Source organism: Kutzneria sp. NPDC051319 (genome assembly GCF_040682195.1).
GTDB lineage: Bacteria > Actinomycetota > Actinomycetes > Mycobacteriales > Pseudonocardiaceae > Kutzneria.
Genome location: NZ_JBFBAM010000090.1, coordinates 24822 through 36611 on the forward strand (window position 1 = coordinate 24822; position 11790 = coordinate 36611).

At 70.6% G+C, this 11790-nt stretch carries 12 protein-coding genes; 1 reads left to right on the top strand and 11 read right to left on the bottom strand.

Annotated features, from left to right (window positions below; translation table 11 throughout):
• Positions 1-12: 12 nt before the first annotated feature.
• Genes AB0M73_RS44325 through AB0M73_RS44365 form a run of 9 tightly spaced genes read right to left on the bottom strand, consistent with a single transcriptional unit; the run spans position 13 to position 8568 of the window.
• Entirely contained in the window at positions 13-1260 is a 1248-nt protein-coding gene (locus AB0M73_RS44325) for a pyridoxal phosphate-dependent aminotransferase (RefSeq protein ID WP_363905199.1), read from the bottom strand.
• Positions 1260-2822: an AMP-binding protein gene (locus AB0M73_RS44330; protein WP_363905202.1), complete on the bottom strand. Its 1563-nt coding sequence runs from the start codon at positions 2820-2822 to the stop codon at positions 1260-1262. Before AB0M73_RS44330 ends, AB0M73_RS44325 begins: the two co-directional genes overlap by 1 nt.
• Positions 2819-3928, bottom strand: coding sequence for a Glu/Leu/Phe/Val dehydrogenase dimerization domain-containing protein (locus AB0M73_RS44335; RefSeq protein ID WP_363905205.1), 1110 nt, complete (start codon positions 3926-3928; stop codon positions 2819-2821). Before AB0M73_RS44335 ends, AB0M73_RS44330 begins: the two co-directional genes overlap by 4 nt.
• 26 nt (positions 3929-3954) lie before the next feature.
• On the bottom strand, positions 3955-4518 hold the full coding sequence (locus AB0M73_RS44340; protein WP_363905207.1) for a gamma-glutamyl-gamma-aminobutyrate hydrolase family protein: 564 nt from the start codon (positions 4516-4518) through the stop codon (positions 3955-3957).
• Positions 4519-4529: 11 nt separating this feature from the next.
• Positions 4530-5309 carry a hypothetical protein gene (locus AB0M73_RS44345; protein ID WP_363905210.1) on the bottom strand — a complete coding sequence of 260 codons (780 nt, stop codon included), beginning with the start codon at positions 5307-5309 and terminating at the stop codon, positions 4530-4532.
• Entirely contained in the window at positions 5306-6361 is a 1056-nt protein-coding gene (argC, locus tag AB0M73_RS44350; RefSeq protein ID WP_363905212.1) for an N-acetyl-gamma-glutamyl-phosphate reductase, read from the bottom strand. Before argC ends, AB0M73_RS44345 begins: the two co-directional genes overlap by 4 nt.
• Positions 6358-7209: a RimK family alpha-L-glutamate ligase gene (locus AB0M73_RS44355; RefSeq protein ID WP_363905215.1), complete on the bottom strand. Its 852-nt coding sequence runs from the start codon at positions 7207-7209 to the stop codon at positions 6358-6360. The genes argC and AB0M73_RS44355 overlap by 4 nt, the downstream gene beginning before the upstream one ends.
• Positions 7209-7394: a lysine biosynthesis protein LysW gene (locus AB0M73_RS44360; protein ID WP_043724164.1), complete on the bottom strand. Its 186-nt coding sequence runs from the start codon at positions 7392-7394 to the stop codon at positions 7209-7211. Before AB0M73_RS44360 ends, AB0M73_RS44355 begins: the two co-directional genes overlap by 1 nt.
• 28 nt (positions 7395-7422) lie before the next feature.
• Positions 7423-8568: a hypothetical protein gene (locus AB0M73_RS44365; protein ID WP_363905218.1), complete on the bottom strand. Its 1146-nt coding sequence runs from the start codon at positions 8566-8568 to the stop codon at positions 7423-7425.
• A gap of 223 nt (positions 8569-8791) precedes the next feature.
• Here AB0M73_RS44365 and AB0M73_RS44370 point away from each other — a divergent pair, with 223 nt between their 5' ends.
• The gene (locus AB0M73_RS44370; RefSeq protein ID WP_363905221.1) at positions 8792-9523 is read left to right on the top strand and encodes a hypothetical protein; all 732 of its coding nucleotides are present in this window, start codon (positions 8792-8794) and stop codon (positions 9521-9523) included.
• A gap of 48 nt (positions 9524-9571) precedes the next feature.
• Here the strand turns inward: AB0M73_RS44370 and AB0M73_RS44375 are convergent, their stop codons facing one another.
• The gene (locus tag AB0M73_RS44375) at positions 9572-10261 is read right to left on the bottom strand and encodes a response regulator transcription factor (protein WP_157495085.1); all 690 of its coding nucleotides are present in this window, start codon (positions 10259-10261) and stop codon (positions 9572-9574) included.
• A gap of 14 nt (positions 10262-10275) precedes the next feature.
• Entirely contained in the window at positions 10276-11406 is a 1131-nt protein-coding gene (locus AB0M73_RS44380) for a transposase (protein ID WP_363905224.1), read from the bottom strand.
• Between the last annotated feature and the right edge of the window lie 384 nt (positions 11407-11790).

Genomic DNA, 11790 nt, shown 5'->3' on the forward strand with positions numbered 1-11790 from the left:
TGTGGCCTCCGGTCAACGGGTTTGGGTGAGGTCGGACAGGATTTCGCCGAGCCACTCGACGGCGTCGCGCACCCACGGCAGCCGCAACGGGTCCGCCGCTTCGAGGGCGGCCAGGCGCTGCGCGTCGGTGTCGCCGTAGAGACGGCTGGTGGCGGCCCGGATCCGCAGCGGGTCAACGGATTCGCCGAACGCCGACGCCGGCAGCATCCCGATGCCACGTCGGCTCAACAGCTGGGCCAGGTCGCCGCCGCCGTGAATCCCATGGGCCTCAAGAAGGTGCTCGCGCAGCGGCGAGAAGTCCGGGTACAGGTAACAGGTCGCCCGCACCGGAGCCAAGGTCGCGCCGGCTTTGACGAACAGCTCGGCAACGGCCCGGGCGACCGTCTCGTGCAGGCGGCGGCTGGCCGCCACCCGTTCGACGATCTCCGGCGGCTCGGCCAGGGCGTACGCGGCCGCCGCCTGCACGGGCGCGGGCGGGCTGGACCAGACCTGGCTGGCCACGGACACAAGTCGTTGCAGCAGCACGCGATCGGGAACGCGCGCCACCCCCGTCCGCCAGCCGCCGACGGCCAGGTTCTTCGTCAGCCCCGTGGTGACGACAGTGCGCTCGGGAGCCAGCAAAGCCGGTGACACCGCCGGACCGTCGTACACGAGGTCGCCGTAGATCTCGTCCGAGACGATAACCAGTTCCAGTTCCCGGGCGACCGAGGCCAGTTCTCCCATGGTGCCGAGAGAAGCGATGGTTCCGGTCGGATTGTCCGGCACGGTCACGATCACGCATCGCGGATCCCGCCCGGCCGCCCGCGCGACGATCACGGCCTCTCGCAGCCGTGAGGGGTCGGGCACGCCGCCCTCGCCGGGCCGGATCGGCACCGGAATGGGCTCCGCCCCGGCCAGCCGGGCCTGCGCCTGGTAGCTGACCCAGCTCGGCACCGGCACCATCACGTCGCCGCCGATCGCCAGCAGCAACGCGAACAGCAGCGGCTTGCTACCCGGGCCGGCCACCACGAGCTCCGGGTCGACATCCAAACCACGCCGGCCCCAATACCCCGCCGCCGCCTCGCGCAGCACAGAACTCCCAGCCACGGAGCCATAAGCGCTGTGGTCGGCGGCCGCGGCGAGCTGGGCAGCCAGCGCCGGCAGCACGGGCAGGCCGATCTCGCCGCTGGCCATGGACAGCACCCGCTCGCCGGCGGCGCGCCGGCGAGCCAGTTCGGCGTCGGCGGCCAGCGTCGCCGACATGGGGACCGGCGCGGGCATCAGGCGTACCGCTCGCGCAGCTCGGCCTTGCGGACCTTGCCGGTGAGGGTCTTGGGCAGCGCCGCCACGATCTCCACCCGGTCCGGGAAGAACCGGGGGTCCTGCGTCGACAGGTGCGCGTGGATCTCGGCCAGCGACGGCCCCTGCTCCCCGCGCGCCGCCACAACCGCGCAGATGATGGTCTCGCCGCCGCTGGTGGGCAGCCCGACCAGGGCGGCCTCGACGGCCTTGGGGTGGCTGCCGATCACGGCCTCCAGCTCGGTCATCGGGGCGATCAGGCCGTCACGCACGATGGCGTCGCGGGCCCGTCCGATGATCCGGATGCCACCGTGGCCGTCGTCACGGGCGAGGTCGCCGGTGTCGAACCAGCCGTCGGCGTCGAACTGCGCGGCGAAGATCTCGTCCCGCTTGTAATAGCCAAGGGCCAACGACGCGCCCCGCACCTTGAGCCGCCCCACCAGCGCGGACTGGCCGTCGATGCCGGCCGGGTCGATACGGATCTGCATGGCGTCGATGGCCATGCCGTTGCTGCTCGCGGCCTGGTCCTCGGGGTCCTCGGGCCGGGTCATGGTGGCCGGCCCGCACTCGGACATGCCCCACAGCGAATACGTCCGCGCGCCAACGGTTTCGCTCAGGTCGTCGACCAGCTCCCGCAGCACCGGCGCGGAGCCGATCACCACGTGCCGCAGGCTGGGGGTAGCACGCTTGTCGGCCCGTTGCGCCGCGACTACATCGGCCAACGTGGCCGGCGGCCCGTAGAGCAGCGTGGCTCCGTAGCGCTCCACCAGGTCCAGCAGCACCTCGTTGCGGCGCACGTCCTGGAACGTGACGGTGCCGCCGAGCATCACGCCGGCCAGCACGCCCTGGGCGAAGCCGGAGTAGTGGATGAGCGGCGTGGACACCGCGGCCACCCACGTCTCGTCCAGCCCGAAGGCATCGACGTAGCCGCGCACCGCCGAGTGCACGGTGTTCGGGCTGTGCAACACGCCCTTGGCCTCGCCGGTGGTGCCGGAGGTAAACAGCACCAGGAACGGCTCGTCCGCACCCACTGCCAGACCGTCCACGGCGGACTCGACTGCCCGCGCGACGAACCGCTCGTGGAACGCCGGCTCGTCCACCACGAACACGTGCTCCACAGTGGACAGTTCAATGCCGAGCCCGGCCGATCCCGGCGCGGTGATGAACACCGGCGCCGCGGTGAGCTCAAGACGGTGTCGCAGCTCGCCTTCCGGGCAGATCGGCGAGATGGGGCAGATGACCGCGCCGACCGCCATGCAGGCGAACATCAGCGGCACCATCTCCCACCGGTTGGGCAGCTGCACGGCGACGACGTCACCGCGCTTGACGCCCAGATCCAGCAGCGCGCCGGCAAAACGGTCGGTCAGCTCGGCCAGCTCCGCGTAGTCCAGCGTGTCCGTGCGCGACTCGACGACGCGGCGGCCGGCGATGGCCAGCTTGTGCGGACGCTGCAAGGCCTGGCGGCGCAGGTCGTCGAGGAAGGTCTTGTCACGCCACCAGCCGAGACGGCGGTACTCGGCGGCGAGCTCCGGGGAGGCGGTCACCTGAGCTCCTGCCGGCGCGTGGCGAGCAGCTCGGGCAGCGGGTCGCCGGCCCCGGCGGCGGCAATCTCCAGCAGGGCCCGCGTGTTCTGCGCGACCTTGTTGCTGATCCAGTCGAACACCCACGCCTTGCGGGCCTCGTGCTCCAGCTCGAACGGCACGACCCGGGTGACGGCAAGGGCGGCCGAACCGGCACCGCCGATGTTGGCGATCACCCCGGGCACCAGCACGGCGCCGGACGCGGCCACCTTCTCCTTGGCCGTGGGGCTGGAAGCGATGTTCGCGCCCTCGACGACCAGGTCGGCCCGCAGCCGGTGGACGTTCTCCGAGTTGAGGGCGTTCTTCTGTGCCGCAAGCACGAGAATGTCGGCGTCCACGTCCAGCCACGCGTCCGTCTCGTTGGACACGGTCACGTTGGCCGGCAGGCGATTGCGGTCGATGGCGCCGAACTCGTCGGTGATGGCGGTGAGATCGGCGACCGGCAGGCGGTCCGCGCTGATCGTGCCCTGCACATCGGCGACGCCGACGACGATGTGGCCGCGCTCCTCCATGAACCGCGCGACGGCCCGGCCGACAGCACCAAAGCCCTGGATCACCACGCGAGCGGAACCCTTGCGGCCACGGGCTTCCAGCGCGGTGACCGCGGCGACGCCGACGCCGTGGCCGGTCAGGTCGATCAGCGGGTTGTAGTACGTGTCCCAGGGCACCGGCATGTCCGGCACGCCGGCCCGGTGCCGCGGCTCGTAGCCGGCCTCGTCGAAGAAGACGGCCCGGTCGGCCGGCGTCACACCCATGTCGATGCCGAGGTGGATTCCGCCGTGCAGCAACGGCTTCACTGTGCGGCCGAAGGTGCGGAAGGTGGTCTCCCGGTCCGCGCCGTCGGCCACGATGCCGGCCTTCGCGCCGCCGATGCGCAGCCCGGCCAGCGTGAACTTCTCGGTCATGTCGCGGGCCAGGCCCGCCACTTCCTGTTCGGTGACCCCGGCGGTCATCCGGGTCCCGCCCATCGCCAGGCCGTCGACGAGGGAGTCGACGACGACCCAGCCCTTGATCGCGCCACCGCTGCCGTTGAGATGAACGGTGAAGGCGGGCGCCTGCGGATCACTCATAGCCACTCAGTCCTTCTGTGTGTTGGTCACTGGAACAGCTGCGCGAAGCCGCGCAGGATCTCCAGGCCGTCGGGGCGGAACTCCAGGTGCGCCTGCGAGCCGAAGATGCGGCCGTCCTCGGAGCGCAGGAACTCCACCGGCGCGTGCTCGGAGTGGCCGATGCTGCGGAAGCCGGCCGGCGCCTGCCGGAGGTACAGGGTGTGCCGGTGGAACACCGTCACCGTCGGCTTCACGTAGGTGAACAGCGCCTCCTGCTTGTCCACCTGCGCCTCATGGCCGCCGACGCGCTGCGGCCCCTCGGCCAGCTCGCCGCCGTTGGCCACGGCCAGGATCTGCATGCCGCCGCAGATGCCGAACACCGGCACGTCCGCGCCCATCACGAGATCGATGAGCGGCCGGTAGTAGTCCGTGTCGTAGGCCCGGACCTTGGTGCCGCTCAACACGATTGCCTGATATCGCCCGTCCAGTGTGGACGGAATCGAGGCTGTGTCCACGGCTTCGGTGTCCGAGCCCAGCGTCTCGAACCGGGCCCGCAACTGCTTCAGGGACAGCGTTTTGTTGTTGACGACCAGCACACGGGATCGCGCCATGTGCACACTCCTCACAGTCGAGTGATGACGGTTCCGGTGCGGGCGGCGAGCAGGTCGGTGACCGGCGCGCTGCCGATGATCACGCGGCCGACGCCCTGCTCCAGGGCCTCCCCCGCGGCCCGCAGCTTCTTGCGCATGCCGCCGGTCGCCCCCTTGTCACGGAAGGCGGCGGCGTCCTGCGCCGAGATGCTGCGGACGGGCTCGCCGTCGACGAGCAGGTGCTCGACGTCGGTCACCAGCACCAGGTTCGGCGCGCCGAGCCCGCCGGCGACTGCTGCGGCGGCCCGGTCGCCGTCGGTGTTGACCTCACGGCCGGCGGCGTCGCGAGCCAGCGGCGTGACGATGTAGGCGTGGCCCGGCTGGAGGTTCTTCAGCGCGGACGGATCGACGCCGGTGATCGGGCCGACCAGGTTGTCCAGCTCGACGAGCTGCTTGTCGCGCCACCACCAGCGTTCGCCCTCGCCGGCCTGCACCAGGCCGTCGCTGCCCAGCAGGCGCTCGGCGGTGATGCCGCGCCGCTCCAGCCGGTCGATGACGTCCTCGCCGATCTCGGCGCTGACGGTCTTGATGTCCTCGATGACCTCGGGCGTGGTCCAGCGGCTCTGGTTGCCGTAGCGGTCGCGCAGCACCACCGTGTCGGGATTGAGGCGCTTCAACGGCTTCGACCACCCGTGCACCAGCACCAGCGGGTGCGCCTGGCCGTGCCCCGCCAGGTCGTCCCACCAGCCGCCGGCCAGGTCGTCGAGGCAGCTGCCGCCCAGCTTCACCACCGTGACCGGGTAGTCGCTCATGCCGGCATCACCGGTTGCATCGTCAGTCCCGTCTCCTCGGGCAGGCCGAACCGGATGTTGGTGGCCTGCACGGCCTGTCCGGCGGCCCCCTTGACCAGGTTGTCGAGCGCGGCCAGCACCACGATGCGGCCGCCGTCCTCGTCGTGCATGACCGTGACGTCGCAGAAGTTGGAGCCCAGCACCACGTGCGGGTCGGGCACGGGGATGATGGTCTCGGTGTGCCGGCGCACCCGTACGAACTGCTTTCCCTTGTAGAACCGCAGGTACGCCCGCTGGAGCTCGCGCTGGTCGACGGCCTCGTCGGTGAACACGTAGGAACTGGTCAGCAGTCCCCGCACGTGCGAGACGCCGTAGGCCGACATGCTCATCGAACCGATGGTGCCGGGCCGGGCCAGCTCCAGGAAGTCCTTGACCTCACTGGCATGCCGGTGCCCGGTCGGCGCGTACGGCGTGATGGCGCCGTTGCGGTACGGGTGCAGGTCGCCGGTGCGTGCCGTCGCGCCACCGCCGCTGGAGCCGCTCTTCCCGTCCACCACAACGGTCTTCAGGTTCAGGCCGAGGCCGAGGGTGAGCGGGGCCAGGCCCAGCGTGATGGCCGTGGCGTAGCAGCCGGGCAGCGAGATCAGGGACGCCTCGGCCAGCCGCTCGCCGATCAGCTCCGGCACCCCGTACACGAAGCGCTCGGCCAGGTCGTTGCGGCGCTTGACCTTCGGGTACCAGCGGTCGTGCAGCTCCGGCGTGCGGATGCGGAACGCGCCGCTCAGGTCGACCACCGCCGGCACCCGGTCGGCCAGCAGCGCGGCCACCTCGGCCGACACCGGCGCCGGCGTGGCCAGGAAGACGACGTCGACCTGGTCGGCGATCTCCTCGGTCACCGGCTGCACGGTCACGCCGAAGTCCTGGCGCAGCCCGGGATGCAGCTCGGACGGCCGGCGGCCGATGCTGGAGGAGCCGCCGAGGAAGGTCAGCTCCAGCTCGGGGTGCTGGGTGATCAGCCTGATGAGTTCGCCGCCGGCCAGCCCGGAGGCGCCGACGACACCGGCACGGATCATGACAGTTGCTCCTTGAGGTGCCGACCGACGGCCGAGGCGATGTCGGTCCCGGTCGCCGCGGCGACGGCCCGGAAGCCGGGGGCGTGGTTGACCTCGTTGACGACGAAGCCGTCGGCGGTGCGGAACAGGTCGACGCCGTAGATGCCCGCGCCGAGCACACCCAGCACGCCGTCGATGATCTTCAGCACCTCGGGGTCGTGCTCGACGGCCCGGTGGCTGTTGCCCAGCGCCGCGTTGTTGCGCCAGTCCGTGCCACCGCTGCTGAACTCGGCCGCGCCGACCAGTTCCGTGCCGACGACCAGGCAGCGCACCGAGGTGCCGCCGCCGATGTAGGGCTCCAGCAGGCAGGCCTGCTCGAACGCGTGCCCGAGGTCCTCGACGTAGTCGTAGACGGACGCGGCGATGTCGGCGTCACGGATCAGCGTGACCCGCTTGCCCATGCCGCCGAAAACCGGCTTGAACACCAGCGGCAGCGCCATTTCCGCCAGCGCCTTGTCGAAGTCCTTGCGGGACAGCACAAGCCGGAACTCCGGCACGGGAACGCCGGCGGCGCCCAGCTCGGCCCGCAGCGCCGCCTTGTTCTCACAGGCGTGGATCGCCCGGGCCGAGTTGAGGGTCCGCACGCCGGCCGCCTCGGCCAGCGTGGCGATCAGGCCGCCGCGGGTGTAGCTGCGGCTGCGGACCATGGCCACGTCGTAGTCCCGCAGCTTGGGCGCGGCCGGGTCGCCGAGGCACAGCGACTCGTCGTTGACCCAGTCGATCCGCAGGCCGAAGTCGCCGGCCACGTCCAGCAGCCGCCGCTCCTCCCAGCCGATGCGGTCGGCGACGATCGCGACGCTCGGGCCCATCACTGACCCCAGTCGCGGAGCTGGACCTCGATCATCTGCAGCGTCAGCTGGCCGTCCCGGATGTCCTCCACCCGCAGCGTCAGCAGGCACTCCGGGCAGGACAGGGTCTCGCCCTCGACGATCGGCGGCACGGTCAGGTCGGTCTCGCACTCGGGGCAGACGCCGGTGAGGGTGGGCGCGGTCATGGGTTTTCTCCTTGCTGTGTCAGTGAATTCAGGAGGCTGGGAAGTCGACGGCGGCCTTGCGGATGGCGTCGCGGTCCAGCAGCGGGCTGCCGTCGCGCAGCTGCCGCCGCACCAGCCACGGTGTGAAGGCGTCCACATCGACGACCACGCCGGAGTCGGCCAGCGCCCAGCGGACCAGGGCCGGCGTGAGGCGGGTGCGGACCTTCAGCTCGCGGGTGTTGCCGACCAGCTCGGCCGGCAGGGTCTCGTACGCCTCGGGGTTGGTGAGCTGGCCCGGCAGCTCGTAGGCGAAGGCCTGCGCGGTGGTCGGACCGGACTGGAACGACTCGCCGAGGCCGGCGCCCTTGAGAGCCACCCGGGACAGCTCGGTGAGGTGCGTCAGGTCGAACCGCGTGTCGCCGTTGACCACACGCAGCGAGGTGAGCAGCTCGGCCAGCGGGGCGTTGCCGCCGCGCTCGCCGATGCCGCCGACCGTGGCCGAGATCCACTGCGCGCCGGCCCGGACCGCGGCAAGCGAGTTGGCCACGGCCATGCCCAGCATGTTGTGCGAGTGGATCTCGATCTCCGCGCCGTCGATCGCGGTCAGGTCGGCGATCTTGGCCTGCATCTGCCACGGCGACAGGTAGGCGACCGTCTCGGCCAGCCGGAAGCGGTCCGCGCCGGCCTCGAAACCGCCGGCGACGTAGGGAACGAGCCGCTCGCGCGGGGTGCGGGCGCCGTCCTCGCCGCTGAACGTGACGTGGAAGCCGCGGTCCTTGGCCTGGGTGATGGCCGAGCGGGCCAGGGTCTGCAGGAACTTGAGGCTGGACGAGCCCAGCTTCAGCTCGGCGTGCGCGGCCGAGGTGGGAATGGAGTACATGATGTGGCGCACGCCGAGGCGCTCGGCCTCGTCCAGCGCCTTGGCCACCTGCTGGCGGTCACGCACCACGACCAGCGTCATGCTGTGCTCGGGGGTGACGGCGGCGTGCACGGCCTCGATGAGGTCCGCGTCCTTCGAGCCGGGGCCGGACACCATGCCCACCTCGACCAGCTCGATGCCGGTGCGCACCAGCAGGTCGGCGATGACCTCGGCGTCGCGGGGACCGAACTCGACACCCGCCATGTGCGCGGAATCGCGCAGGGTGGCGTCGGAGATCCGGGGCCGCGAATCCGTGTTGTTCGCTTCTGCCGACATCGCCTTCGACTCCTTCCGTAGTGGGGTCGTCGAATCGGAATGAAACGGTTCGGCGAGTACGTGAACAACCCTGCTTTATTCGGCAGGGCCGATCAAGGAGTCACGCGTCAGGGCGGGGTCAGGGAGTGTCAAGGTATGTCAAGGAACGAAAGAAACGTGCGTGACCGATGGGTCGACCGTCAAATCCGACCCGGTCACGGCCGCGGCGACCTACCGTGTCGACATGGACCTTTTCTCGCTGCCCCGGGTCGGCGTCGTCGTCCCGCCGGAGAACCCCACCGCGGAACCGGAGTTCAACCACCTGCTCGGTTCGGCCGCGAATGTGTACACCGCCCGCTTTCCGACCACGCCCGGAATCGGGCTCCGGGAAATGCTGGAGACGTACAACAATGTGCTGCCGGCCACACTCGCCGGATTCGGCGGCATGCGTCTCGACGCCGCCGTCGTGGCATGCAGCGCCTCGCACTACCTGCTGAACCCGGACGGCGACCGGGCCTTCTGCGACGACCTGTCCGAGCGTGTCGGCTTCCCCGTGCAGTCGTCGACGCAGGCGATCCTCGCGGCGTGCGAGGCGCTCGACGTGACCCGCCTGACCCTGGTCTCCCCGTACCAGCCCTGGCTCACCGACACCTCCCGCGACTTCTGGCTGCGGGCCGGCCTGACGGTCGACGACGTGGTGCTCGTGCCGGTCCGGGACGGCCACTTCGACCCGTACGAGGTGACGACCGAGGCCATCCTGAGCCGCCTGCGCGACCATCGCCTACAGGACGGCAGCGCGCTGCTGTTCACCGGCACCGGCATGGGCACGCTCGCCGCCGTCACCCAGCTGGCCAGCGAAAACACCGACCGCACGCTGCTGACCTCGAACCTCGCCTCGGCGTGGTGGGCGGCGCGGGCACTGGGCGCCGAACCCACGCACCCGCTCCTGCGACGCCTGGAGCGGCAGCCGGCCTGAGACACGAAAAGGCGCCCGGGGACACCGGGCGCCTTTCCTGTCTCCGGCTCAGACGGCCGATTCGGCCGGCACGCCCCAGGCGTGGCCGATCCGGTAGCCGACCCCGCGCACGGTGATGATCCACCGGCTGGAGCCGAGCTTGGCCCGCAGGCTGCTCACGTGCGTGTCGATGGTGCGGCTGGTGGTGGCCCAGGTCGTCCCCCAGACGCTGGCCATCAGCTCCTTGCGCGACACCACGGTCTCCGGCTTGGCCGCCAGCGTGTACAGCAGTTCGAATTCCTTGGACGTGACATCGACCAACTGGTCGTGCAGATGCACTTCACGCGTCCGCTGATCGAGGCGCAGCGGGTCGATGGAAATAATCTCCGGCACGCTCGACCTACTGCGGGCCCGCCGCAACACCGCGTCGATACGGGCCCCGACCTCACGCATTCCCCATGTTTTGGCCACGCAGTCGTCCGCGCCTTCCCGCAGCGCGAGAACCCGCTCCAACTCGTCGTCACGATGCGATCGGGCAATCATCGGGACATCGCTGACCGAACGTAACGACCGACACACCTCCAGCCCGTCGATATCGGGCATGTCCAGCGAGAGCAGCACCAGATCGGCATCCCGATAAGCCTCAAGGGCCCGTTTTCCGGTATGCACGCTGCGGGCCGCGTGCCCCTGTCTGCGCAGCTCGAAAACCACCGACTCGGCCGCGGCCGTGTCGCGTTCCACCACCAGGATGTTGGTCATTTCCCCGGTCCCCCTCAGCCCGCGGTCGCGAGCACGTCGCCGTGCAGCGTCCGATAGGCGTAGGCGGCCGAGGTCATGGTCATGTGGTGGTGCCAGCCGGGGAAGGACCGGCCCTCGAAGTCAGCCGCGCCGAAGTCCTCCTGGAGCTCGGTCACGGTCGACAGGGCGGCGGTCCGGGCCCGGACCAGGGACAGCACCTCGCCGACCCGCTTGTTGGTGAAACCGGTGATCCAGAAGCGGGACGGGCGCTGCCGGTTCTGGTCCGGCCACTCCAGCACCCGCACCGGGCGGGACCGGCCCTCGGAGAAGGTGTCGAACAGCGGCAGCCGCACCGACGCCGCGTAGATCGCCACCGCGTTGGACCGCCCGCCGGCGGCGTGGCGGACCATCACGTGCCGCTGGTTGGCGTCCCGCCGCTCCATCAGCTCCCCGACGGAGACAACGGTCGTGCGCCCGGTGACCACCAGCTGCCCCGGGTCGACCTCGCACGCGAAGTCGAGCCGCCGCCGGACCAGACCGGCGAGGACGCCGGCCGCGTCGTCGCAGTGGGTCAGATCGAGCATCCACGGCACGTCCGGCAGGTCCGGCTCGGCGGCGGCGTTGTCGGCGTAGTCGAGCACGTACGCGCCGACGGGACGGCCGGTCTCGGACTCGGGAATGCGGGCCCGGCGGCGCAGTTCCCCGTCCCAGGCCCACGTGTCGTTGAGGATCAGGCTCCAGTCCACCGGAAAACAGCCCGCGTCGGTCGCGAGGAAAAATCCCAGCGACCGCTGGCAGTTCACGGTGCCGCGTTTGTGCACTCCGACCGAATGCGCGCCCCGTTTGGGCACGATCATCTCGGCCACGGTCCACGCGTACGGCGTGGTGTTGGCGGCGATCCGCAGCGCCAGGCGCCTGCGCACCGGTTCCCACGCCCAGGTGCTGGCGTTGATGAACTGGTGCAGGCCGTTCGCCGCGGCCGGCGGCAACCGACCGGCGGCGGCCAGCTCCCGTGGTGTTTTGCGGCCGGTGCCGCGAATCAGACCGCTCAGGTAGGCGCGGGCCCACCGGTGTTGTTCGGCTCGGCGCAGGGACGTGAAAACGTCCTCCACGAATGTCTGCACGCGGACGCCGTTGTCCGACGCGGTCAGGCGTAACTTGCTCACCGACATGTGACTTAAGCCCCCCAGCTCGTGTCGCCGATGCCCGACCCGGCACCGGCGTGTCAGTACGCGACTTAACGTACCGGCAGTGCCGACGGGGAATCATGTGCCCGCCGCCCACTTAGCCATTTGCCGGCCTGACCAGCGCGCATGGTCGTGTGACGGCTTCGGTGCGACTGTGTGAACCCTGTTGACGACGGTCACTCACGTCCGGCCGGGCCGTTCGCCGCCATCGCGAATGTTGCCGCCGTCACGGTGAAATCGCTGGCATTCGTGGCCGGAAGAACAGTTGAGCGTGACTCGCTGACAGGTCGGGGGGCCGCCGGGGGGGGGGGCGGCGGGTGGGGGGGGGGGCGCGTCCCCGCAGGCGCGGGGTTGTTCCTTGGG

What these genes read in the sequence shown, in the direction of transcription:
- AB0M73_RS44375 (WP_157495085.1), bottom strand. Translation starts at nt 10,261, where the DNA reads ATGACCAACATCCTGGTGGTGGAACGCGACACGGCCGCGGCCGAGTCG.
- AB0M73_RS44370 (WP_363905221.1), top strand. Translation starts at nt 8,792, where the DNA reads ATGGACCTTTTCTCGCTGCCCCGGGTCGGCGTCGTCGTCCCGCCGGAG.
- AB0M73_RS44340 (WP_363905207.1), bottom strand. Translation starts at nt 4,518, where the DNA reads ATGGCGCGATCCCGTGTGCTGGTCGTCAACAACAAAACGCTGTCCCTG.
- AB0M73_RS44360 (WP_043724164.1), bottom strand. Translation starts at nt 7,394, where the DNA reads ATGACCGCGCCCACCCTCACCGGCGTCTGCCCCGAGTGCGAGACCGAC.
- AB0M73_RS44345 (WP_363905210.1), bottom strand. Translation starts at nt 5,309, where the DNA reads ATGAGCGACTACCCGGTCACGGTGGTGAAGCTGGGCGGCAGCTGCCTC.
- argC (WP_363905212.1), bottom strand. Translation starts at nt 6,361, where the DNA reads ATGATCCGTGCCGGTGTCGTCGGCGCCTCCGGGCTGGCCGGCGGCGAA.
- AB0M73_RS44355 (WP_363905215.1), bottom strand. Translation starts at nt 7,209, where the DNA reads ATGGGCCCGAGCGTCGCGATCGTCGCCGACCGCATCGGCTGGGAGGAG.
- AB0M73_RS44325 (WP_363905199.1), bottom strand. Translation starts at nt 1,260, where the DNA reads ATGCCCGCGCCGGTCCCCATGTCGGCGACGCTGGCCGCCGACGCCGAA.
- AB0M73_RS44365 (WP_363905218.1), bottom strand. Translation starts at nt 8,568, where the DNA reads ATGTCGGCAGAAGCGAACAACACGGATTCGCGGCCCCGGATCTCCGAC.
- AB0M73_RS44335 (WP_363905205.1), bottom strand. Translation starts at nt 3,928, where the DNA reads ATGAGTGATCCGCAGGCGCCCGCCTTCACCGTTCATCTCAACGGCAGC.